At 62.7% G+C, this 24362-nt stretch carries 18 protein-coding genes; 10 read left to right on the forward strand and 8 right to left on the reverse strand.

What is annotated here, in order from left to right; all coding sequences use genetic code 11:
• Nucleotides 1-4 precede the first annotated feature (4 nt).
• Complete coding sequence (locus F7R90_RS19235) at nt 5-1375, reverse strand: oxidoreductase (protein ID WP_158059187.1); 1371 nt, start codon at nt 1373-1375, stop codon at nt 5-7.
• A gap of 95 nt (nt 1376-1470) precedes the next feature.
• Between F7R90_RS19235 and F7R90_RS19240 the strand changes: the two genes are divergently transcribed.
• The 4 genes from F7R90_RS19240 (at nt 1471) to F7R90_RS19255 (ending at nt 5866) form a co-directional block, all read left to right on the forward strand.
• A complete protein-coding gene (locus F7R90_RS19240) occupies nt 1471-3087 on the forward strand; it encodes a S41 family peptidase (RefSeq protein WP_158059188.1) in 1617 nt (538 codons plus the stop codon).
• Between the two features lie 208 nt (nt 3088-3295).
• The gene (locus F7R90_RS19245; protein ID WP_158059189.1) at nt 3296-3775 is read left to right on the forward strand and encodes a cation:proton antiporter regulatory subunit; all 480 of its coding nucleotides are present in this window, start codon (nt 3296-3298) and stop codon (nt 3773-3775) included.
• Nucleotides 3776-4972, forward strand: a complete 1197-nt coding sequence (locus F7R90_RS19250) for a cation:proton antiporter (protein ID WP_158059190.1) — start codon at nt 3776-3778, stop codon at nt 4970-4972.
• Between the two features lie 165 nt (nt 4973-5137).
• On the forward strand, nt 5138-5866 hold the full coding sequence (locus tag F7R90_RS19255) for a CPBP family intramembrane glutamic endopeptidase (protein WP_158059191.1): 729 nt from the start codon (nt 5138-5140) through the stop codon (nt 5864-5866).
• 24 nt (nt 5867-5890) lie between these two features.
• Here the strand turns inward: F7R90_RS19255 and F7R90_RS19260 are convergent, their stop codons facing one another.
• The gene (locus F7R90_RS19260; protein WP_192498501.1) at nt 5891-6448 is read right to left on the reverse strand and encodes a thioredoxin family protein; all 558 of its coding nucleotides are present in this window, start codon (nt 6446-6448) and stop codon (nt 5891-5893) included.
• 132 nt (nt 6449-6580) lie between these two features.
• Between F7R90_RS19260 and F7R90_RS19265 the strand changes: the two genes are divergently transcribed.
• The 3 genes from F7R90_RS19265 to F7R90_RS19275 all read left to right on the forward strand — a co-directional run bounded on the left by F7R90_RS19265 (nt 6581) and on the right by F7R90_RS19275 (nt 11018).
• Nucleotides 6581-7768 (forward strand): MFS transporter, encoded by a 1188-nt coding sequence (locus F7R90_RS19265; protein ID WP_158059192.1) that lies wholly within the window; start codon nt 6581-6583, stop codon nt 7766-7768.
• Nucleotides 7769-7925: 157 nt separating this feature from the next.
• Complete coding sequence (locus tag F7R90_RS19270) at nt 7926-9425, forward strand: right-handed parallel beta-helix repeat-containing protein (protein ID WP_158059193.1); 1500 nt, start codon at nt 7926-7928, stop codon at nt 9423-9425.
• A gap of 183 nt (nt 9426-9608) precedes the next feature.
• On the forward strand, nt 9609-11018 hold the full coding sequence (locus tag F7R90_RS19275) for a NosD domain-containing protein (RefSeq protein WP_158059194.1): 1410 nt from the start codon (nt 9609-9611) through the stop codon (nt 11016-11018).
• Between the two features lie 32 nt (nt 11019-11050).
• Here F7R90_RS19275 and F7R90_RS19280 read toward each other — a convergent pair whose 3' ends face one another.
• The 4 genes from F7R90_RS19280 to F7R90_RS19295 form a co-directional block, all read right to left on the reverse strand.
• Nucleotides 11051-11902: a Rieske 2Fe-2S domain-containing protein gene (locus F7R90_RS19280; protein WP_158059195.1), complete on the reverse strand. Its 852-nt coding sequence runs from the start codon at nt 11900-11902 to the stop codon at nt 11051-11053.
• A 177-nt stretch (nt 11903-12079) separates the two neighbouring features.
• Entirely contained in the window at nt 12080-13081 is a 1002-nt protein-coding gene (locus F7R90_RS19285; protein WP_158059196.1) for a glutathione S-transferase family protein, read from the reverse strand.
• Between the two features lie 82 nt (nt 13082-13163).
• The gene (locus F7R90_RS19290) at nt 13164-15068 is read right to left on the reverse strand and encodes a hybrid sensor histidine kinase/response regulator (RefSeq protein WP_158059197.1); all 1905 of its coding nucleotides are present in this window, start codon (nt 15066-15068) and stop codon (nt 13164-13166) included.
• A gap of 102 nt (nt 15069-15170) precedes the next feature.
• The gene (locus tag F7R90_RS19295; protein WP_158059198.1) at nt 15171-15599 is read right to left on the reverse strand and encodes a CopG family ribbon-helix-helix protein; all 429 of its coding nucleotides are present in this window, start codon (nt 15597-15599) and stop codon (nt 15171-15173) included.
• A gap of 174 nt (nt 15600-15773) precedes the next feature.
• On the opposite strand from F7R90_RS19295, the gene F7R90_RS19300 reads away from it, so the two are divergent.
• Complete coding sequence (locus F7R90_RS19300; RefSeq protein WP_158059199.1) at nt 15774-17141, forward strand: LVIVD repeat-containing protein; 1368 nt, start codon at nt 15774-15776, stop codon at nt 17139-17141.
• 16 nt (nt 17142-17157) lie between these two features.
• Here the strand turns inward: F7R90_RS19300 and F7R90_RS19305 are convergent, their stop codons facing one another.
• Both F7R90_RS19305 and F7R90_RS19310 read right to left on the reverse strand, forming a co-directional pair.
• Nucleotides 17158-17403 carry a hypothetical protein gene (locus F7R90_RS19305; protein WP_158059200.1) on the reverse strand — a complete coding sequence of 82 codons (246 nt, stop codon included), beginning with the start codon at nt 17401-17403 and terminating at the stop codon, nt 17158-17160.
• A gap of 47 nt (nt 17404-17450) precedes the next feature.
• Entirely contained in the window at nt 17451-21149 is a 3699-nt protein-coding gene (locus tag F7R90_RS19310; protein ID WP_158059201.1) for a PKD domain-containing protein, read from the reverse strand.
• Between the two features lie 224 nt (nt 21150-21373).
• Here F7R90_RS19310 and F7R90_RS19315 point away from each other — a divergent pair, with 224 nt between their 5' ends.
• Both F7R90_RS19315 and F7R90_RS19320 read left to right on the forward strand, forming a co-directional pair.
• Nucleotides 21374-22684 carry an APC family permease gene (locus F7R90_RS19315; RefSeq protein ID WP_158059202.1) on the forward strand — a complete coding sequence of 437 codons (1311 nt, stop codon included), beginning with the start codon at nt 21374-21376 and terminating at the stop codon, nt 22682-22684.
• Nucleotides 22685-22686: 2 nt separating this feature from the next.
• Complete coding sequence (locus tag F7R90_RS19320; RefSeq protein ID WP_158059203.1) at nt 22687-24321, forward strand: ABC transporter substrate-binding protein; 1635 nt, start codon at nt 22687-22689, stop codon at nt 24319-24321.
• The last annotated feature ends 41 nt before the right edge of the window (nt 24322-24362 follow it).

Raw genomic sequence — 24362 nt, forward strand, 5'->3', positions numbered from 1 at the left:
AATCCTACTCCGTCTCGGACTGCTCGTACGCGCCTTCTCGCTCTAACTGTCCCTTCTCCGCCAGTACCTCGGGCGTCCGACAGACCCCGTGTGCGCCAGTCACCTGCGGCACCGTGCAGTTGTTGCAGTTCTCGCAGACAACTCCGACTTCCCCACTCTCCCCGTCCACACTCAAGAGGCGCGCCGGGAGTTTCGGCTCTGCGTAGAACGGTCGGCCCATGCCGACGGCGTCGCAGGCACTCGCGACTCCGTCGCTCTTTCCTTCGCCGCTCGTTCGAGGCGTCTCCGACGCCTCGCTCCCCAAGAGGAAATCAATCTGTTCGCGCTCCCTGATACCGCCCTCCAGCAGTACCGGAATCGAGACGCGTTCGCGCACCCGGCGCGCCAAGTCTGCGTTCCACCCCGGTTCGAAGTCGTACTCGAACGCCTCGACTCGATTCGCGAGCGCGACGAGCGCGGCCCGCCACTTGCTTCCGAAGGCCGCGGCGTAGCCTTCGCGGAACCGTTCGTCGCGCCACGCCTCGCCGGGGAACTCCCCGCGGACGATGCTCATGTCCCAGAATACGGAGGCTTGGACCGGAACCACTGCGTCGTAGCCGATGCCTTGTAATCGCCTGCAGATGCGGACCGTGTCGTCAGTGCTCAGATGTCGCCGGACGAACGGCGGGGCCTCGGTTTCGGCGGGCACCTTCGTCATTAGCGGCACGTCGTCAGCACGCTCTCGAATCTCGTCGTGGACGACTTCCAGGAAGCGGACGCCGTCGGCGAACTCATCGTCCCGGCGATTGTAGAACGGCGAGAGGAACTGCTGGACGATGCCCATGTTCGCCCCCGCGATGTGGACGCCGTCGTAGCCAGCGTCCGCGCAGTAGGCCGCCGAGCGACCGAAGTCCGCCGCGAGTTCGTACACCTCGTCGGTGCCGAGAACCTGTGGGTCGTAGTTCAGGAATCTAATTTTGTCGAGTAGTTGGAGGGGCCACGGCGGTTCGGACACCGCCAACTGCGAGAGGTCCGGATGCGCCTCGCGATACTCCGCGTGCCACGTCTCCATGCTCCGCAGGCCGCCGTGTTCGAGTTGGACGAAGATTCGGCTGTCGTGGTCGTGGATGGCGTTGGTCAGCTTCGACAACTCCGCGACGAAGTTGGGGTCCGCGACGCTGGTCATCCCCGGCGCGGCACAGCCACCCTCCTCCCGGACGATGGTCGCACCCTGACAGATGAGTCCTGCACCGGACTCGGCGGCGGGTTCGAGTTCCGAAATTAGCGTCTCGACGGCGTCGGGACCGTTGCCCGCGCATTCGAGTAACGGCGCGCGGTAGAGGCGATTGGGGAGTTCGACGCCGCCGATTTCGAGAGGATCTTCGAGCGCGGGCACGTTGTGGTTGATATCGCGGGTTTCCGGGTAAAGCGTTGTGTCCGTCTCCCCGTACCGTCAAATAATTCATCAGTGTGCCGGTCAACGTCCTCTTCGTGAGCGACCCTACGCAATCGCAAGACACGGATTCGGAGACGTTCGACCGCGACGCGCTCGCAGAAGACGCGCGGACGTTGGTCGAGCGAATCGAGGCGATTCACCCGGAACCGTACGTCGGGTACGAGAGTCGAGTCGAACTCCACGCGCGACTCGAACGTCTCGTCCGTGACTTGCCCGACACTGCGACCGCCGAGGAGTTCTACCGGCGGGCCGCGCCGCTGGTCGCCGGACTCGAAGACGCCCACTCCAAACTCTCACCACCCGAGTCCGATTCGACGGCGGAGACCGACGAGGACTCTCGATTACCGCTGTCGTTCCGTGTCGTCGGCGACCGGTTGTACGTGGAGTCGGTCTTCGACGACTCGCTCGAAGACCTCCTCGGTGCGCGACTCCTCGCCGTCGAAGGGACGCCGGTCGAACAGTTGGCCGACCGTACTGCAGAACTCGTCGGCGTCGAGAACAGATACTACGCCCTCTCCCGTACCGGGAAACTGATTCGAGAGCCGACTTCGTTGACTCGACTGCTCGACCGGTCGGAACCGCAAGGGGAACCGACCGTGCGGGTTCGATGCGATGGCGAGGAGCGGTCAGTGACACCGAGTCTGGTCGCCGCCGACGCAGAACCGATGGCGGAACTCGAACGGTCGTTCTCGCACCCTTCCGGAACTGGCCCACAGTATCGACTCTACGAGGGTGGCGACGCCGCCGTGTTCGTGCCGAGCGACTTGCAGGGGTACCGAGAGAGCTTCGAAGTTGCGCTGGACCGCAGTGTGGAGTGGATAGAAGAACTCGCACCCGAGGCCTACGAGCGTCACGTCGGCGGTGACGCTCCCGAGGACCTGTCCGAGACGGTCCAAGCGCTCCCTTCGATGGTCGAAGTACTGACCGAACTGGCCGACGAAACAGCCGAAGACGAAACGGAGACGCTGATACTCGACCTTCGAGACAATCCCGGCGGCGACTCGCAGTTCGTGTTCCACGTCGCGTACTTCCTCGATGGTTGGGAGGGTGTCGCTCGCGTCCTCGACCAGACGAAGTCGTTGAAGCGGCGGACCCAACCCCACCGCGAGCGCTACGGGGTGGACGACGAACGCGGGACCACCGACGACAACCGCGCCGACTACGACTTCGGCGGCTTCTTGGACTGCGTCGGCGGCGACGCAGACGACCTAAGCGAGACTAAGCGACTCCTCACGCTCTCCGAGACGTTTGCGGACGTGGTCGAAGACGGTCGCTACGAGAGTTCGCTGGACCCCGACCGCGTCGTCGTCGCGGTGTCTGCGGATACGATGAGTTCAGGGTTCGCGGGAGCGGCACAACTCACCAGTCTCGGAGCAGAAGTCGTCGGCGTTCCCTCCGGACAAGCACCGCTGTCGTACGGCGAAGCCGTCGAGGAGACGCTTCCCAATACGGAACTCACCGCAAGCATCGCCGGTTCGATGTATCACTGGGTCGACGACCCTGACCCGAACGTCCTCCAATTGGATCGGGAGTTGACGCCCGAGTTGTTCGACCGCTATGACGAAGCGGCCGACGCTGGCCTTCGGTTGGCGTTCGACTACGCGGGTGTCACGGACGGACGCCCACCTGAGCCGACTGACTCCGATTCGTAAACTCGGCCGAGCAGTCGGCGTACTCTCGGCCGAATCGGAACCCGCCAGTACTGGGATGATACAACGTGTGCGCTGGCGCAAACGTTTGCGTTACCGTAAACGGAAACGCAACCGATTCGACTCTAGCGACGACATTGACAGAGCGACGACATCGTCCTCGGCGCTTCCTTCGGCTATATTTATGGTGTAGTTTCCCGTCGGTTGTGGCATGACAGTCTACGAGACTGACGTGCCGGGCGTCGGTCGGAAGTTCGAGTACGAACTCGACGGCGACGACAGACTCGTCGTACTCATCCACCACGACGGCAAGCGCGAGGTGTTCCGACGCCCCTCGGCGGACGCCGACGGGACGAAACTGTTCGAACTCTCCGACAAACAGGCCCGCGAGTTCGGGACGATTCTGGAGGGTGCGTACTTCCAACCTGTAGACTTAGACAGCGTGGACGTGCCGCTCGGGGAGTCAATCATCGAGTGGACCGACCTCCCCGAGACGTCCTCGCTCGTCGGGCAGACGCTCCGGGAGGCGGAAGTCCGCCAGCAGACGGGCGTCTCGGTCATCGCGATCCAGCGCGGCGAGAGGACCATCGCCAATCCCCAACCGGAGTTCGAACTCGAAGGTGGCGACATTCTGGTGACGCTCGGCACCCGCGACGAACAACAGGCTCTCAACGAGTTGATATCTGCGTAGATGGCCGGAGAGGTTCTCCTCGAAGTCGGTATCGCGCTCACTGCGCTCGCTATCGGCGGAACGCTAGCCGTCCGGGCGAATCAGTCGGTCATCCCGATGTACATCTTGGTGGGCATCTTGGTCGGTCCGAACGTCCCGACCCATCTCGGACCAATTCCGCTCACGCTGGTCGAGAGCCACGAGTTCATCGACGTACTCGCGGAACTCGGTATCGTCCTCCTCCTCTTCTTCCTCGGGTTAGAGTTCAACATCGAACGACTCGTCGATGGGTGGAACCAGCTAGTCGGCATCGGGAGCGTGGACTTCGTGGTCAACTTCGGCGTCGGCGTCGTCCTCGGCTTCGTCTTCGGCTTCTCGCCGATAGAGACGTTGTTCTTTGCGGGCATCGTCTACATCTCCTCCAGCGCGGTCATCACTAAGTCGCTCATCGAGCGTGGCTGGATTGCCAACCCCGAGAGCGAGGCTATCCTCGGGACGTTGGTGTTCGAAGACATTCTCATCGCCGTCTACCTCGCGCTCCTCTCGGCGGTGGCGCTCGGCGGCGGCGGCCTCGAAACGGCGGCGGTGTCGGTCGGGGTCGCGTTCGCGTTCCTCGGGGGACTGACCCTGCTGGCGTTCTACGGAACCCAGTACGTCGAGCGACTCTTCGCCGTGGACTCGGACGAACTGTTCTTGCTCCGCGTCCTCGGCGTCACGACTCTCGTCGGGGGTGCGGCGCTCGCGCTCGGCGTGAGCGAAGCCGTCGCGGCTTTCTTCGTCGGAACCGCGTTCAGCACCACCGGTCACACGAACCGAATCGAACGCGTGGTCTCGCCCGCCCGCGACCTGTTCGCGGCTATCTTCTTCTTCTCTATCGGTCTCACGACAGACGTGACTGTAATCGCGGAAGTCGTGGTGCTACTTGCGGTGGCAGTCGTGTTGACCACGCTGACGAAACTTACCAGTGGGACGGTCGGTGGCCGCCTCTACGGTCTCAACCGCCGTCGCTCGCTCCGAGTCGGCGTCGGACTCGTCCCGCGCGGGGAGTTCTCGCTGGTCATCGCCGCTCTCGCCACCAGCGTCGGCACGGGAGCGCTCGGTTCGACGATTCCGGCGTTCGCCGTCGGTTACGTCCTCGTGATGAGCATCCTCGGAACCGTGCTGATGGGGTATACGGACTCGGTGACTGCCTACGCTGGTGGCTCTCCGACTGATTGAGCGGCGTCTGGGACACTGCTTCGCGGCCGTCTACGCGTTCGAATGTTGTTGCGGAAACGCACCCGATGTGGGAACGCAACCGCTCTGCTGTCGGGAGCGATTTGTTACTGATAGCAGGTGTGTCCTCCGCTAAACATATATCACAAGTCGATACGTCTTGGTAGCATGGAACACAGCACCGGCGACGCTGAATCGTCCGGAATTTTCTCCCTCTCGACCCCGAATCCCGTTCGGGACGTGCTACTCGTTGGGACGCCAATCGTCGTGCTGGGTGCGTTGGGGACCTTGCTCGGCCTCAGTACCATCGAAGGCGGGGCACTCGTGAATCTCGGGTACGTCCTCGCGGTGTTCGTCGGGGCCATTCTCCTCAAGCGGCAGGGGAGTAGTTGGCTCGCGCTCGGACTGACACGACCGGCGAGTTGGGTGCGAACGGTGCTTGCAGGCGTCGGGGCTGGAGTCGGCGCGGCTATCGTCTTCGTCGCAGTGCAGGCGCTCGTCCTATCGGCGCTCCTCTCGCTGGGGGTCCCAGTGACTGGTATCGACCAGAGCCGGTTCAACCCAATCGAAGGGAACCTCCACCTGTTCCTGCTGATGGTGCTGTTGGCGTGGACGACGATCGCCGTCGCGGAAGAGTGGTTCTACCGCGCCTTCCTGATTACGCGACTGACCGACCACGCGAACGTCGGGCAGTGGCTAGCGATTCTGGTAGCGGGTGCTCTCTTCGGTGCAGTCCACTTCGCGGAGGGGCCGGTAGGTGTTCTGAGCAACGGGGCCTTCGGGGTCCTCTTCGGGTGGATATACCTCCGAAGCGGGCGAAACATGTGGATCACCGTCGTCGGCCACGGACTGCTCAACACGCTCCGGTTCAGTTTGCTGTACGCCGGTGCCGCCTGAGCGAACAGTTTTCGCTTCGGCCCGCTACTTCCACTTGATGGAGCAACCCCGCGACGGCAGGAACTCCAAGTCAACGTCCTCGCCTGCCAGCACAGCGTCGATGGCGTCGTCGATGTAAATCTCGCTGGCCTCCTCGTCGGGATTCAGCGCGTCGTCGAGTCGGCCGTGGTACGCCAGGGTAAATTTGTCGCCCTCGTTTCTGAGGAGGAACGGGTCCGGCGTACAGGTCGCGCCGTACGCCTCGGCGACTTCTTGGGTCTCGTCGCGGAGGTACGCGTCGTACTGAATTTTCCCTTCTTCGACCCACTCGACCATCGCTTCGTAGGAGTCGTCAGGGTACTCCTCGGCGTCGTTGGGGTTGACGCCGACGATTGCGGCGTCGTCGTACTCCGCCGCGAGGTCGTTCAGCAGGTCGAACTTCGCTTGGGCGTAGGGACAGTGGTTGCAGGTGAACACGAGCAAGAGCGCGTCGTAGTCGGCGAACTCTTCGAGCGTGTACGTCTCGCCGTCGGTGCCCTGCAGTTCGAAGTTCGGTACTGGGTCGTCGCGCGCGAGTTTCTCCTCGGACTCTTCCATGACCATATCAGACGGTTGGTCAGCACTGGAAAAATACTTTGTCCGCATTTTTGAGTCCCACGACAGGAACGGAATCGTCGCCTGCCAGTGTGGAGACGACCGAAAGAGAGTTGTCACGTCCGCGGGACGAATGAGAACATGGCGCTTCCAGACCGCTGGCGACAGCGCCACGCGGTCCTCGCTCTCTGCGTCCTCGCGTACTTCGGTGTTCGATTCGTCGAGTTCGCGCTGAGTCTCGTCTTCCCGGCCATCGAAGCGACCCTCGGCGTCTCGCCAGCACTCATCGGTCTCGCCGTCACTGCGAGTACCGCCACCTACGCCGTCGCACAACTGCCGAGCGGCGCGCTCGGTGACAAGTTCGGCGAGCGTATCGTGGTTCTCGCCGCGCTCGGCCTGACCGGCCTCGCAAGTCTCCTGCTCGCGTTTGCGCCGTCCGGAGCGTTCGTCGTTCTGGGAATGGGACTCGTCGGCCTCGTCAGCGGCGCGTACTACAGTCCCGCGACCGCACTGCTCACCGCGCGCTTCGAAGGGACTGCCCGCGCCATCGGCGTCCATCGACTGGGCGCGCAACTGGTGGGTCTCACCGGTCCAATCGTCGCCCTCGTGGCCACGCAGTTCGGTTGGCGTGCGGTACTGGCAGTCGCTGGAGCAGTCGCGTTCGCCGCACTCGTCGGGTTCGGTTTCGTCGTGGACGCTCGAACGCCAGTCGCTCCCGACGCCGCACTCGGCGACAGACTCCAACCGGGCGTGCTCGGTGAACTCCTCTCGCATCCGGGCGTCGCGTTCACCACGGCCGTCGCCGGGTTCGCGCAGTTCGCCGACACCGCCGCCTTCTCGTTTCTGCCGCTCGTCTTCGAGAACTATCACGGCTTTTCGACGCCGCTGGCTGGCGTGTTGTTCACCGTCTACTTCGCGGCCGTGACGGCGGGTCAGCCGATTTCGGGGTGGCTGTCGGACAGAGTCGGCCGCGACCCGGTGGCGGTCGGAACGTTACTCGTCGCAACGATAGGCTTTCTGACGCTGATGCTCGCTCGCAGTGGCGAACCGCTCGTGGTCGGGGTCGGAGTCGTCCTCGTCGGTCTCGGCATGGGTTGGGGTCCGCCAGTGCAGTCCCGACTCGTCGGCCGCCTCGACAGCGAGGAACGGGGCGTGGGGTTCGGTCTCGCTCGGACTGCCTACATCGGTTTCGCCGCGCTGAACGGTGTCGTCGTCGGCGCGATTGCGACGGTTGCCGGATGGGGCACCGGCCTCGTCGTCCTCGCGGTGGCTTCGGGAGTTCCGGCAGTCGCAGTAGTTTTCGTTCGCGCGTTCGACCTCGGTCTCTGAGTCGCGCTCGTGACGTATCGACGCGATTCGCGGACACTCGAATCGCGGACGTATTCGTCGTTACGCCACCGATAGCACACGTTTCTGGGCTTCTACGCCAGAATACTTGTTCTTGGCTCATCATAACAATGCGGCCGGGAGTCGAACGGGTTTCGTCATGGACAGACGGACGCAAGGCGCAGTAATTCTGTCTCTGTTGATAATTGTGTCCGTCGCGCCGGGCGTCGTCTCAACGTCGGGAACCTCGATACAAGCCGCCGACCCTACCGTGCTGGACTCCTGTACGGTCGTCACCGAACCGGGTTCTTACGTCCTCGACGCCGACATCGAAACCGCGACCGCCGGGGTCTGCATCGAGATTCGCGCCGACGACGTGGTGTTCGACGGACAGAACAATCTCCTCGATGGTCTCCGGCCCCCGACGCAAGCGGGCCTGACAATCGGGATTCGCGTCACGAACGCGACGAACGTCACCGTCCGGAACGTCCGTCTCGCCGAATGGGACGACGGAATCGCCTTCGACAACTCCTCGAACGGTGTCGTCAGCGGTCTCGTCGCCGAAGAGACCGGCGCGGCTATCTCGGCGACGAACTCGACGAACGTCTCGGTCGGCGAGTCGTCACTGCGCGACGGAGGCGTCGCCATCTCGTTCGACCAGGTCCGTGGTGGCGAAATCGCCGACGTATTCGCCCGGAACAACTCGATTTCCGGCATCACGCTCGACCAGTCTAGACGGGTCGCCATCAGAAACGTCACCGCAATCGCTAACACGAGTTTCGGCCCGATGTTCTTCCGACGACGACCGGCGGCGCTCGGTATCGGAATTTCAGACAGCCGAAACGTCACGGTCACGGGCGTGAACGTCACCGAGAACATCGGCGGCGTCTCGATGACCAACACGACCGACAGCGAGATTACCGACTGCACGGCCTCGAGAAACGGATTCGGCATTCGCCTCGTCCGGTCGAGCGACGAGACGCTCGACGGTTGCACGCTCACCGAGAACGACCTCGGACTTGCTGTCGTCCAGTCGCGTAGGGTCAACGTCACGGAGTTCACCGTCGAGTCGAACGAACTCGGTATCGACCTCTTCGTCTCGGAAAACGTCTCGGTCGCCGAGAGTACGGTGACCGATTCCTCGCGCGTCGGTCTCGTCGTCGAACGCGCCGACTACAACGAGTTTCGGGACGTGACAGTCGAGGGAACGACCGCCGAAAGCGCACTCGACGGTATCTCGGCCGGTATCTTGCTCGACAACGCCACGCGCAACGAGTTTACGAACGCGGCGGTCAGCGACAACGAGAACTGGGCGGTGTTCGCCGTCCAGGGCGGGACGAACGTCTTCGAGCAGTCAGTATTCGGGACGATGCGGTTCTCGTTTCGGCTCCGAAACGTGGCCCTCGACGCCGCGGATGCCGAATCGGCACCCGAAAACGACCCCGTCGAATCGGTCGTCCCGCTCGAAGTGGCCGCTACCCAACCGGACTCTGTCCTCAACGTGACCCTGCGAGAACCGCTCGGGGCCGCCAACGAGACTGTGACCTCCGACGAAACGGAGACGCCGGACTCCGAGGGCGATACCGAGGCCGAAGAGACCACAACGACAGAATCGGGGCCAGATACTGAACGAGAGACGACCGACACGTCCAACGGATAGTGTCGTGTAAGCTCCCGAACAACGAGCGTCCGAACGACCGGCGACCGAACGACCGGCGACCGAACGACCGGCGACCGAACGAAGAACGTCCGCTCTCGTCTGGCCCGGACCCCTCTTCGTGTGGGCAGACTCATCCTCTTTCTCGGAGTCAATAACAAAGCGACTGCGTGGAGAGGATCCACTATGACCACGCGGACAGACGCCACGCTCGCGGCCGTCCTCTCGCTACTGTTGGTCGGTTCGCTCGTCGGTCTCTCTTCTGTCAATTCGGTCGGAGCGACCACGCAGGCGACTCTAATCGATTCCTGTATCACAATCAATCGACCGGGTGTCTACGAGTTGCAAGGCGACGTGGCGAACGCCGACACCGATACGTGCATCGAGATTCAGTCAGACGACGTTGTCCTCGACGGCGGTGGCCACCTCGTAGACGGCGTCCGGACGACCATCCGAGCGGACCTCTCGGCAGGCGTCGAGGTCACTGGCGTGCGCAACGTGACGGTGCGAAACCTCCGTCTCAGCGATTGGGACGACGGTGTCGTCTACGAGAACGTCTCCGACGCGGCGGTAGAAGGAGTCACGGCTTCCGACACCGACTTCGGCGTCTTCGTCAGTGCCTCGCGCGAGGTCACGGTCACCGACTCGGAACTGACCGACAGCGTCTCGGGCGTCGTCTTCGAAGGCGTCTCGTCGTCAGAAATAACCGACACGATTGCCCGCGGCAACGCGCTTGCTGGGTTCAGACTCGACGGTACGCGCGACGTGAACTTATCTGGCGTCACAGCCGCCGAAAATGGGGGTCTCGGCGCGGCGATGCTTCGCCCCGACGAAACCTCGGCGGGTATCCTACTCGAAAACGCCACCGAGGTTCGCGTTACGGGGGCCACCGTCGTCGGCAACGTCGGCGGCATCTCGCTGGTCAACGCAACCGACAGCGTCGTCGCCGAGTCGTCGGCGACGAGCAACGAGTTCGGCGTCAGATTCGAGCGCGCCGAGGACAGCAGGGTCGTGGGCGGCACCTACTGGGCAAACGAAGTCGGTCTCGAAGTCGTCCGGTCGCCCGGCGTCAACGTCTCGGACGTGACGGCGGCCGATAACGTGGTCGGAGTCAGCCTCTCGACGGGTGGCACGGCTGTCGTGGATAGCTCCGTCCGCCGCAACGACGCCGCTGGCGTCTTGCTCGCGGACGCTCGGGGCAACCTCTTCCGAAACGTCACGGTCGGCGCGACGACCGGTACCCCACGGTTCGAAATCACGGGGGGCGTCGTCCTCGTCAACGCCAGCGACAATCGATTCGTGGACGTTACGCTCCGGGCCAGCGAGAACTGGACCGTCTACGACACCGGTGGCGGCGCCAACTTTTTCTCGCAGGTACGTATCGACGGAGAGAGCGACGAGGAGGACACCGAGGCGTTTTCGTTCATCATCCGAAACGCGGCCTTCGACGTGACTTCGGAAGCGCGAGCAGACGATTCGGTCGGCGGGCTCTCGTTCCGTGCCATCGCTACCGGTCCGGATTCGCTCCTCTCGCTGTCGTTGGAACAAGCGGGTGTGAACGAGTCGAACCAAACCGAAACTACTCGTGTCGCGTAAACCTACTCGACTGAATCTATCTTTCCGTTTCGCTATTCGGGTCGCGGGAACGCGTTGAACGAGAGTTCGACTGGTGAAAACGGGTCGTACACCGACTGGTGGCACTGGCAGTACACCGCATCGGTCGCATCGAACTTCGACGCGTTTTGCGAGGCGTTGAACCCCGGCGTACAACAGAAATGAGTACACTTGTCGAGCCACGCAACGAAGTCCGATTCGGTCGCCGCACGCAGGAACGACTCGTGGTCGCTGTTCTCTGGTAGGTCGGAAACCTTCGGCGAGCGCAATACTTGTACCGGCATCTCTTGGACGTCTTCGCCGTTCTCCGACTGCGAGCGCCACGTCGTCTGCGCTGGTTTTCCTGTGCCTGCCGTTCCGATACCGTTGGTCCACTCTTCGTAGTCCCCAAAGTCGTCAACGTGTAGCTTCTGTCCCTGCTCGTGGTCAGATTGCCACTCGTAGAGTCCAGGTTTAGACCGGAGGAAGTTGTCTTGGTCTGCTTCGGGGCGCAGTCCTTCTGCGGTCTGGACGCCGCAGTACTGGAACCATCGGCCCGTGTACGTGACTTCGCCGATTTGCTGACTCGTGATTCGTATCGTCTCGCCGTTATCCAGTTCTTTCTGCTTTACCTCCGGCCAAACGCCTTTCAGATAGCCGTCGTCGTCGATAGTAATCGGAATAATAGGCATCCCTCGTGGAGCGGGACCGTCCGTGTTCTCGATTCCGACGTAGTCTGTTGGCCCACCCGTACCGCCGCCAATCGTGGTCGTGGCGTTCAATACAGTCGCACCGGCCGTGCCGATGCCCGTGAGGGCGGCAGAGCCGACGATGCCCTTGACGAAGCGACGACGCCCGTCTTCTGGAGGGTACTTGTCTGCGTCCATGAGTTACAGACGTGAGTTTGGCTAGTCGTGTTATATCAATGAGCAATCATTATAGGTGTCTGAGAATAGCCCCTAGATTTAGTATTGCTGACGTATTACACTCAGGATTCTGCGCTCGGTCTCTCACCGACGAGCAGTCGAATTAGTCGTCAGACCAATTCGACTCGTACCTCTCGTTTATCGCTCCTCGACGACCACTGCTTCCGGCGGCCCACCCGGCAGTCCGTCCCGGTCGTGACTCTCCTCGAAGTCCACGACTGGACCCTTCGGCACGATTTGCTTCGGATTCAGGTCGGTGTGGCTCCGGTAGTAGTGTTCCTTGATGTGGCTCAGGTTCACCGTCTCGGCGACGCCGGGCGTCTGGTAGAGGTCTTTGAGGTAGGGCCACAGGTTCTCGTACTGCTGAATCTGGCGCAGATTGCACTTGAAGTGTGTGTGGTACACCGGGTCGAAGCGAACGAGCGTGGTGAACATCGCCACGTCGGCCTCCGTCAGTACGTCGCCAGCCAAGTAGCGCTGGTCGGCCAGCAGGTCGTCGTAGTGGTCGAGTGCGTCGAACAGTTCGGCGACGGCTTCCTCGTAGGCGTCCTGAGTGCCCGCGAATCCGGCTCGATAGACGCCGTTGTTGATTGGCTCGTAAATGGCTTCCACGAGGTCGTCTACCTCGTCTCGGTAGCCCTCGGGGTAGAGCGAGACGTCCCTGCTCGCTACATCGCCGAATTCAGTGTCGAACATCCGCATAATCTCCTTCGACTCGTTGTTGACGATGGTCTCGCGCTCTGTGTCCCACAGCACCGGCACCGTCACGCGCCCAGTGAATTCGTCGTCGGCTGCAACGTATGTCTCCCGAAGGTAGTCGAAGCCGTTGACGTGGTCTTCGGTACAGCCCTCCTTCTCGGGTGTGAACTCCCACCCATCGTCCTCGCGGTAGGGGTCCACGACGGACACCGAGATGGCGTCTTCGAGACCCAACAGGCTCCGGACGAGGAGCGTCCGGTGGGCCCACGGACAGGCGTAAGAGACGTAGAGATGGTACCGGCCCGCTTCGGCCGGAAACTCGGCGTCTAGGTCGTCTTCCACCCACTCCCGAAAGCTCGTCTCTTGGCGGTCGAACTCCCCGTCGTCGTCGGTCGATTCGTAGGCTCCCACTTGCCACTCCCCGTCAACGAGCATGTTCATGTCCGCCAGTAGGAACTACACAGATAAATCGCCGAGGCTCGCGGCAGGTCCCTCCCCTATCAGTCGGTGCGCTCTCGCCCACCTACTTCGTCGAAAACTCGAATCGCGCGCCGCCAGTCTCGCTCTCCTCGATGGAGAGTTCCCAACCGTGGGCGGCCGCTATCTCGCGGACGATAGCCAGTCCGAGACCGGTCCCGTCGTCGGCAGTCGAGTAGCCGAAGTCGAGGACGCGTTCCCGCACGTCTTCCGGGATGCCGGGTCCGTCGTCGGCGACGGCGAACCCCGAGTCGAAACTGTCGATAGTGACCATCACCGCGTCGCGCTCGACGACGTCGGCCGAGGCACCTCCTTCGACGTTCTCTGCGGATTGGGTCTGACTGCTCGTCGAAGCATGTTCGACGCTGTTCCGAAACAGGTTCTCGAAGAGGTTGCAAAGTCGCGCTTCGTCGGCTTCGACTGAGCCGAGGTCCTGCACGTCCAGTGTCGCGTCGCTCGTCGCCACGTTCTCCCACGCGCGCTCAGCGACCGGTTCGAGTGCAACTTCCTCGGTCTCGCCGACGCTCTGTCCCTCTCTCGCCAGTGTCAGCAGGTCGTCGATGAGTGCCGCCATCCGGTCGTGGGCGCTCTCGACTTTCTCGTAGCTCTCCTCGCGGTCGGTCTCGCGTGCGAGTTCGAGGTGGCCGCGCGCCACGTTCAGCGGGTTGCGCAGGTCGTGGCTGACGACGCTGGCGAACTCTTCTAGTCGCTCGTTCTGGCGTTCGAGGTCGCGCTCGCGCTCGCGGAGTTCACGCTCGCGCTCGGCGCGGTCGAAGGCCGCTCGGGCGTTCTCGGTCAGTATCTCGGCGAACTGGACGTTCGCGTCGTCGAACGGTTCGTCCTCTGACTTGCCGACGCTGAGGACGCCGTGGTCGCCCATCGGAACGTACATCGCCCGTTGAAGGGGGTCGTAATTGTACGGGTCGTCCTCCTTGACGTCGTAGGTAACCGTCTCGCCCTCGCGGAACGCGCGCCCGTGCGGATGGTCTCCGACGGGGAGCGACGGCAGGGAATCGACGTGTTCGGCTATCTTGCCACCGAGAGCGACGTTGACAAGTGCGTCCTCTTCTTCGTCGTACAGTCGGACGCTCGTGCCCGGAAAGTCGAGTACCGTGTCGGAGACGCGGCAGACGACGTCGGCTATCTCGCGGTCAGTCTCGGCCTGCATCAACTCGCGGGTCACCTCGTGGAGCGCGCTCAACGTCTGCTCGCGTCGTCGTCGCTCGGTCACGTCTCGGAAGTACACCGACAGTCCGTCTTCGGAGGGGAAGACGCGTTCTTCGACCCACCGACCCGGTTGGAACACCGATTCGGTCTTGAAAGTGATGGGTTCCTGCGTTTCGAGCGCCCGCGAGTAGGCGTCGTAGAAGTCTTCCCCGACCGTTTTTGGGAACGCTTCGCGGAGGTTCTTCCCGACCAGTTCTTCGTGGGGCCGGTCGAAGAAGTCCTCCGCTTGCTCGTTGACGTAGGTTATCTGCCAGTCGTCGTCCAGCGCGTAGAACGCGTCGGTGATGCGCCGGTACGTTCGGCGCATCTGCTCGTTCGCTTCCTCGGCTTCGACTTCGGCGCGATGCTGTGAGACGGCGTTCTCGACACGGTTGGCGAGTACCTCGTACTGCTCGGTGCCGGTTTCCTTCTGGAGGTAGTCGGTGACGCCCGCGGAGATGGCTTCACTCGCTATCTCCTCGCTCCCTTTGCCGGTAAAGAGGATGAACGGTAGCCTCGGCTCTAGTTCGCGGACGGAGTCGAGGAACTCTAATCCGTTCGAATCGGGCATGTCGTAGTCGCTGACCACGCAGTCGAACGACTCGTCGGCGAGTCGAGACAGACCCGCTTCCGCGCTGTCTTCGGTGACGGTACTGATGGACTCCTCGACGCGTTCTAAGTACGACGCGGCGAGGTCTGCGGCGACCGATTGGTCGTCCACCAACAGCACCCGAATCTGCTCCATCTACGGCTAACCAGGACGAAAGCGTACAATAAGATTCTGCAATTTATTATAGCTGAGAATTACGGACCGGCTGAAAATCTTCACTACTATCTCCTTTGCGTCTCACTCCGACGGCGTGAGCGGCCCGAACCCATCGACGGGGATGACCGAGTAATCGACGGTGAGCGTGTCCTGCGTGGCGCGAATCTTGCCGACGAACGTCGAGATGTCTTGGAGCGTGCCTTCGAGGATGAACAGTTCCATGCAGTAGTGGTCGCCGACGTGGTTGTGGACGTTCGACGCGACCAAGTTCTCGTACTCGTGACGTAGGTGCATCATGCGCTCTTCGACGGCGGTGTTCTCGTAGTTGAACAGCACCGTCACGACCCCCATCAGTTCGCGGTCTTCGAGTTTCCGGTCCTCGAACTCGCCGAGCAAGTTCCGCGCGGCCTCCCGGAACACTTCGCTCCGGCCGGTGTAGCCGTGTTCGTCGGCGAAGCTATCGACGCGGTCCAGTAGTTCGTCCGGCATCGAGATACTGACGACTGTCATGTATTAATCGAAGTGCGACGAGATAATAGTCTTTGTTACTTTGCGGCTCGATCTCCCATTCAGTTACTAATTCGCCCGCGACTCGCTTCCGACTACTCCCTCGACTCGCCGTTCGATTCCCGTGGCCCTCCGGCCGCCGCGGATTTATTGTCGTCCGGCCCCTCTACGTGAGCGATGCGACGACGCACGTTTCTGGGGGGTGTGGCGGGCGTCGCTGGTGCCTCGCTCGCGGCCGTCGGCTATCGAAGCACTGCCACACAGACCTCCTCGTACGAACCGCTGGGGTCGGTCGAGGTAGCGGGCGCGAAAGAGGCCGTCGTCGGTCCCGACGGGGAGACGGCCTTCCTCGCTGTGACCGACGGGTTCGCTACGGTGGACGTGAGCGACCCCACTACCCTCTCGGTCCTCGCCGAGCGGCGCGACCTCTCGACGGATGGCGGCGAACGCTTGCTCCGGGAAATCTGGGACGTGAAGGTCGATGGCGACCGACTCGCCGTCGCGGGACCGGCCAATCCGACGCGCGAGAGCGTCGCCCACGGGGTCCTGCTGTACGACGTGCGCGACCCAGCCAATCCCGAGAAACTCGCGTTCCACGAGACGGAGTTCTCCATCCACAACTGCGACTTCGTGGACGGGTTCGTCTACCTCACTGGCAACAATCAGCGCGGCAACCCGCTGGTGATCGTAGACGTGCGCGACGACGTACCGGCGGAAGTCGGCCGCTGGTCGATGCTCGACGTGAACGAGCGATGGAGCGAAGTCGATTGGTATCTCCGGTGGCTCCACGACGTGTACGTCCACGACGGGATGGCCTATCTCGCCCACTGGGATGCCGGAACGTGGCTCGTAGATGTGAGCGACCCGACGAACCCCCAGTACGTCTCGTACTTCGGTGCTCGTCCGCTCGACGAACTCGCCGCAGTTCCCTCCGAAGCGGTGAACGCGGGCGTCCTCGGACTGCCGGGCAACGATCACTACACGGCGGTCAACGACGACGGAACCCTGCTCGGCGTCGGGCGGGAGTCGTGGTCGGTCGATGGCGAAGGTGGACCAGGTGGCGTGGAACTCTGGGACGTGTCGGACCCTGCGTCACCACAGCGACGTGCCTACGTCGAACCACCGGGGTCGTCAGGGCGGGGGTCGTCCGGCAAGGAGTCGAACGCACTCGATTTCGTCGGCGTCGCGGCCGCGGGCGGCGGCCTCGATGCTCTCGACGACGGACTCGCCCACAAAGGCGCGGGCGCGGCCTGCCACGACAAGTGCGGGCGGCAACGAGCGGAGGACTGGACGACCGCCCACAACTTCGACTTCGCGGGCGACAGACTCTACACCTCGTGGTATCAGGGCGGCGTGAAGATTCACGATGTCTCCGACCCTGCGAGTCCCACCGAACTCGCCACGTGGCGCGACGCCGAGAACACCTCTTTCTGGACTGCCCAGCGAGCGAGCGACCGGTTCTTCGTCGCCAGTAGCATCGACTACCACGCCGACACGCGGTCGGCACTCTACGCGTTTCCGAATCGAGCGGCGGAGAGTAGCTAGCAGTCGAGAAGATTCGCTACAAGTCGAATAGCGTGTACACGAAGTACAGCGCGTAGGCGGCCGCCGCCATCCCGAGGAACGATGGTAGTAGTTCGGCTCTTCCCGCCGCGATTTCGACTCCCTCGGCGATGGCGACGAGGGCGGACAAGGCGAGCGGGGCACCGACTCGTCCGACTTCTGCCCGCCCACGCGGCGGGACCCAATCGATGTGTCCCTTCCGCGCCAGTCGCTCGCGGCGAGTCGGGTCGGGGGTGTGCGCCATACTGTTGGATAGCTAAAACGAGGGGAAAGGAGTTGTCCTGAACTGCGCTAGACGGTATATCTGCGCGCCAGCAGCGCCGCCGCGACGAGTGCGACGACTGCCGTCCCGATACCGAATCCGGGGACGCTCGGCGCGACCGGGCCGTCGTCCTGCGCACTCTGTACCGAGAGGCTGGCCTGCTTGCCGTCTACCTTCACGATGTACTCGCCGGGCGAATCGACGCGTTGGACGAACGTCACGGTCTTCGTCTCGCCACCGGGCACTTCGACCGTCTTGGTCGCGACTTGCTCGCCGAACATCGTCAGCGCGACTTCGTGCGTCCCTGCTTCTCCGCCGGTGTTCTCGACCGTCGCAGTGATTTCGACGTACTCGCCAGCGGAAATCGTCGAGGTGTTCATCGACACTGCGTTAGTCGAGATGTCCGCGGGGCCTGTGGCTTGCTGGCCTTCGACGGTGAGCGACCCGACGGGTGCGCCTTCGATAGCAACGTCGTAGGTGCCGGGTTCGCCAACGTCGGCGGCCACCGTCACGTCCCGCGACTCGCCCGCCGGGACGGTCAGCGACTTCGCCGCCACGCTCTTCCCGTCGAATGTGAGGTTCACCGCGAGCGTGCGGTCGGTCGGCCCGTCGTTCGTGAGCGTCGCCGTTGCTTCGACAGTTTCGCCTTCGGTCGCCGTCGTCGCGCCGAGGTCGGCGTCGCTCACTGTGAGTGTCTGGGTCGCGCCGACCGCGAACGTGCCGAGACTGTCGGTCGTCGCCTTCAGTCGATAGCTGTCGCCGAGGTCTCTTGCGATTGTCGTGTTCAGTCGCTCCCACGACCCGTCGTCGTAGTGGTGGAGCGAGATGTCTTCCGGAGCGTAGGTGTCGTCGAGCCGCGATTTCTCGACGGTGAAGATGACTCGCGTGGAGTCCACGGGTTTGTCGAGGTACTCCCCGGATACGTCGAGATAGCTCATCGTCTCGTCCGGTCCAGACGGTGCCGCCACGCTCTCGGGGGCGTCGGCACTCGCGGCCGTCTCGAAGACCACGTGCGGGTCGTCGCCTCCGAGGTCGATCACGAGATTGGTGAACGCGACGCCAGTTTCGGTGGCCACGGCCGACTCCGGAAGCGACGCTCGAACTGCTTCGTCTCCTTGGCCGTTCCGAACGTCCACGAGCGCGCCGTCGTCGCTCACCGATTCGACTTCCGTGACGACGGACGGCGGAGCGCCGCCTCCGCCACCGCCGCCACCGCCGCCTCCGCCGCCCCCACCGGGGACACCGACGAAGCCGCCTTTGTCGTCGTCGTTATCGCCATCACCGAGTCCTTGCTCTTCGGTGACCACGACCGAGACGCTGGCGTCGTCTTCATTGCCGTCCTCGGTCACGATGGTGACCGTAGCGTCGTACTCGTCGCCACTTCCGTAGCTGTGGCTTACGGTGGCGTCAGTCGTGGTCTCGTCGGTCTGCCCGTCGCCGTCGAAGTCCCAGCGGTACTCCGTGATACTCGACCCCTGCGCGGTCGAACCGCTGGCGTCGAACTGCACGGTGTCACCTGCGCTCACGTTCGTCGCGTTCGCGGAGATGCTAGCGACTGGGCCGGGGTTGACTCGCACGGTCAACTGACGGGCAGTCTCGTGGTTCGCGTCGTCGTACGCGTACACCGTGATGCGCTGTTGGCCGACGGCGCTCTCTCCGTAACTGTAGGTCACGGTGGCGTCACCGGTCGTCTGGTCTACTTGGCCATCGCCGTCGAAGTCCCAGCCGTACTGGCTGACGCCGACGTTGTCGGACGCCTCGACCGCGAGTTCGAACTCGTTACCAGCGGTGACCGACGCGCCGTCCGGACTCTCACCATCGACGGTGACGTTCCCGATCGTCGGTGCTTCGGCGGGAATCACGGTAATCGGGACGGACGCGTTGTCGGTGTTCCCGTTGCCGTCCTCGACCTCCACGCCTACGGAGTAGCTTCCGTTCGCGGCGTACTGAAGCTGTTCGGTAATCGTATCGCTCGTACCGGGCTCCTCGTACTGTCCGTCGCCGTTCAGGTCCCAGCGATACGTGACGACGCCGCGGTCGTCGTCGCTCGCGCTGGCGTCCAACTCGACTTCGCGTCCCACTTCGAACTCGGTGGGCGACACGTCGAGGGACGCGCTCGGCGCGTTCTCGTCGGGTTCGACGATTTCTATCTGGCGCTCCACCGTGTCGGTGTAGCCAGCCGCGTCGGTGACCTGCACCGAGACGGTGTAGGTTCCGGGTTCGGTGTAGGTGTGTCCGACCCGCGCGTCCGCGGTGCCGTTCGTCCCGTCACCGAAGTCCCACTCGTAGTCGTCGCTTAACCGCTGGCTGTTGTCCGTGCTGTTGCTCGCGTCGAAGACGAGTTGTTCGCCGACCACGTGGTAGTCAGGCGACCCCGAACTGTCCTCGACGCTGACCCGCGCGGTCGGTGGCGCGGGCGGTTGAACCGCGACTTCGGTGGTGCTCGTCGCGGTTACCCCGTTCGAGGACTCGACTAACACAGACGCGTCGTAGGTTCCCGTTCCGTTGTACTGGTAGGTGACGGTCGGGTCGGAGTTGTTCAGTTCGTACTGACCGTCGCCGTCGAAGTCCCAGTGGTACGTGTACGAACTGCTTCGGGCACCCGCGTCGAACGAGACGGTTTCGTTCCCTTCGGGCCGCGACGGGGACGCGCTCAAGTCAGCTTGCGCGCATCGAGAGCCACGGAGAATGGTTATCTCTCGGTCCATGTCGAGGTGGACGTCGTCGCCGTTCTTCCGGCGGACGACCCAGTCAGTCATGGTGTGTTCGTCCTCGTCGAATCGCCACGGGTAGTTACTCCAGAAGTACGACTCCTCGTTGAAGTGGGGTTCGATGGTGATGGCGTCGCCGTACCCGAGGTTCTCGATTCCTCGGTACGCACCGCCGTCGGTCCCACCGCTTCCCCACGTCCAGTGGGCAGTGAAGTCGGAGTTACCGCCGTAGTTTTCCAGCGGTGCGGCACCGTAGTCGTTGTGCAGTGCGCCCAAGCGCGTGTTCTGGCTCGAATCGTACTGGAAGTTACCGTCGGCGTAGTAGATGGCGTCCATGTCCTCCGGATACAGGTCGTCCATGTACGCCCACTCGCCGCTGGGGAGGTCGCGGAAGGTGAACGTCGCCGTGCCGCCGCCCGGTTGTGGGGTCATATACCCCTCTCGGGTGGCGTGTTGGTGCATCCCGTTGTACGGTCCGTGCGAACCGATAGGGGTGTCGTCGTAGAGTTTGTCGTGTCGGATGACGAAACTGTCGCCTTCGGGTCCGCTGTAGAGGAACAGCAGACTCTCCTGATTCGACGACCAGTTCCACAGGCCGTAGGTTCCGTACGACCACGGCTCTTTCCAGTACGGTTCGGAGAGCCACGGTGAATTCCGGGGTAGCTGGCCCCACGCTTGAGCGTTGTCGTGGATGCCGCCCGGTGGGTCCCGATAGCGGTAGTCCATCACGGCTTCTATCGTCGGCGACCCGTCCCAGCTCCGGTTCGGGATGTCGCCGAACTCCGCCGTCCTGTCCACGAGGTTCACGTGCGGCTCGACGGTCCCGGGACCGTCCTCGTTCGGGTCGCTCGGTTCGTACGGATTCACCACGTAACAGTCCGACCCCTGAATTATCGTGTACTGGCCCGGTCTCGTGGATTGGGCGCTCGCAGTTCCGACGATGCCAACTGGCAACGTCGAGGTGACGAGCAGTATCACCAATCCGAGTGCCGAAACAGTAGTTCTGTTTATATTCATCACACTCGTGGGGCATCTTATTCCCGTATTTCCCTTTGTTATGGACTCTCTGTGGCTCTCTCGGGCGCATGCTGTGGCTGTCGTAGGTGCTTGCTGTAACGCTGTCAGCCTCGCCGTAACCGTCTACAGGCTAAAATTGTGGCTCGAAGGCGGACCCTGCGTACTTAAACGGCCAGCATTGTCATACGTCACGTTCAGCAGTCTCAGTACTCTAGCAGCCTTCAATGGGAGACTTAGGGCTCAAGGAAGCTATCGCTATGGCCCTCGGCGGGATGATCGGCGGTGGTATCTACTCTGCGTTCGGCATCGTGGTCGCCATCGCAGGAAAGGCGGCGTGGGTCGCCTTTCTCGTCGCGGGCAGTATCGCAATGTGTGCTGGCTACAGCTACGTCAAACTCAACGAACTCATCGACGAGCGTGGCGGCGAACCGACGTATCTCCGCGAAACTATCAGTAACTCGACTCTATCGGGGATGACGGGGTGGACGCTGCTGTTCGGCTACATCGGCTCGATGGCGCTGTACGCCTACGCGTTCTCGTCGTTCTTCTCCGAGATGCTCGGCCGACTCCACTACATGGGAGTGTCCGTGCCGAAACTCGTCTCAGTACTACTCATCGCGGGGTTCGTCGGTTTGAACCTCGTGGGGGCCTCGGAGACGGGGAAAGCCGAGGACGTACTTACTTTCTTCAAGGTCGCGGTCATCGGCATCTTCGGAGCGTGGGGCGTCTGGTACGCGTTCACCGGTGAGATGCTGACGTTCGGGTTCAGCGTCGCGCTGAGTTTCAGCCCTATCATGGGCGCGGCGATGTCGTTCGTCGCGTTCCAGGGTTGGCAGTTGCTACTGTACGACCAAGACCAGTTCGAGAACTCGGTCGAGAACATCCGGAAGGCAATCTACGTCTCGATTCCGGCGGCGACGCTGCTGTACATTCTCGTCGCTTTTACGACGGTGAGCATCCTCGAACTGTCGGTCATCGCCGTCGCGCCAGAGGTGTCGCTGTTGTACGCCGCGCTCCCGTACATGGGGCGCGTCGGCGCGTTCGTCATCGGCTTGTCGGCACTGTTCTCGACGGCCAGCGCGGTCAACGCCACGCTGTTCAGTAGCGCGCAGTTCTCGCGGAATCTCATCGACAACGGGTTGCTCCCCGACCGGTTCTCCTCGGACGGCGACCAAGAAGTTCCCTCGGAGATAGTCGTCGTCCTCGGCGTGCTGTCGGCGGCGTTCGCCGTCTTCGGCAGTCTCTCCTCGATTACGTCGTTCGCGTCGCTGGCGTTCATCGCCGTCTTCGGCGCGATGTGTTATCTGGCGTTCCGTGAACGGAGCGAAATCGACGACTTCCGAACACCGATTCCGATAGTCGGGATGGTCGGGACGGCGGCGTTCTTCCCGCTGTTGTTGTACAACCTCTACCTCAGCAGTCCGAGTACGTTCTATCTCGTCCTGCTCATCGGCGTACTGGTCGTCGGTTCCGAACTCGCGTACTTCGAGCGCGAACCGATCGAAGAAGCGGTTCCCGGAATGGAGAACGACTGAACATGACTGAGAACAACGATAGCTCCGACACGTTGAGTCGTCGAAAGGCGCTACAGGGAATAGTTGGCGCGCTCGGCAGTGCTTCGCTCGCTGGATGCGCGAAAGTAACAGGCAAACCGTCGGTGAACACGCTCCGATACGCGCAGGTCAGGCCACCAGTGACACTCGACCCCGTGGTCCTCGACGAACCGTGGTCGTCGGCCCCGGCCTCGCAGGTGTTCCAAGGTCTCTACAGTTACGACCGCAACCTGAATCTGGTGCCGACGCTCGCGAACTCTCGACCGAAGCGGAGCGACGACGGGACGACGTACACCGTCGAACTCCGAGACGACGCGCGGTTTCAGAACGGCGACCAGGTCAGGGCCAAGGACGTGAAATACACCTACGAGGTGCCTGTTAGACAGCGCGAAGAGGGCGACTGGGTACCGACGGTTTGGCAGGTGAACATGATTCGAGACGTACGAACGCCCGACGCCCACACCGTCGAGTTCGAACTGAAGTTTCCGTACCCGGCGTTCGACCACGTCCTCACCCGTGGTATCGTCCCGAAGTCCGCCCGCCAAGGGAACGCCGAGCAGTTCGGTACCGAGGATCCGGTCGGGTCTGGTCCTTACGAGGTCGAAATCTTCAAACCCGGAAAGTACGCCGTGCTGAATACCTGGGACGACTACTGGGGCGAGACCACGCCTCCCGTCGAGAAAGTGAAGTTCGTCGCCAACCACGCGGGACTCGCCCGTTCGATGAGCATGAAGACCGGCCAAAACGACGTGTTCGAGCGCGTCGAACCGAAACTCTGGGACGCTACGAAGGAGATGGGTGGCTCCCGCCTCGCCGCCACGAGAAGCTACAACTACGTGTTCGTGGGGTTCAACTGCGACGACCAGCCGATGTCTTCGCCGAAGGTCCGCGAAGCGGTCGATTACCTCGTCTCCATGGACGACTTCGTGAAGAACGTCGTGACGCCGCCGGGGTTCGACCAAGAAGGGCCGACTGGCGCACGCCAGCACGGTCCCGTCCCGAACCACCTCGCCGAAGCGTGGAACTTCCCAGTCGAGCAGTGGAAAGGTATTCCGCACCAGAAGAACCACGACGAGGCCGAGCGGTTGCTGACCGAGGCGGGCGTCTCGAACTGGTCGCCGAAAATCGCCGTTCCGAAGGATATGCTCGCGGAGAAACTCGGCGAGAGTATCGTCCACGGACTGCGGAAAGTCGGCTTCGGCAAGGCCCGCGTCGTGAAACACTCGTGGACGAAGTTCCGCGAAATCGTGACGACCGGCGACGACGACCAGTACGCGATGTTCGTCGGTTCGTGGGCGGGGTACGACGACCCGGACACGTTCCTCTACCCGCTCTTTCACGAAGACGTGGAAGGACTGACCAACGGCACGTACTACAGCGACGAAGCAGTGATGCAGAAAATCGAGGCTGCGCGCCGGACCACGAACCGCTCGGAGCGCAAGCAGGCCTACCAGACTGCCATCGCGAAACTCCTCGAAGACCGGGTTCACCTCCCCGGATTCACCCTCTACAACACCTTCGGCGTGAAAGAACACGTCGCTGGATTCGAACCGCATCCGCTCTCTCGGTACAACCCGCAGTTGCTCTCTCCGAAGGGGGCGGTCTCGCTCCAACAATGATTACGAGACTGATATATACTTATCGGCCGATGATTTATAAG

This window comes from Halorussus halophilus, assembly GCF_008831545.1.
Taxonomy (GTDB): domain Archaea; phylum Halobacteriota; class Halobacteria; order Halobacteriales; family Haladaptataceae; genus Halorussus; species Halorussus halophilus.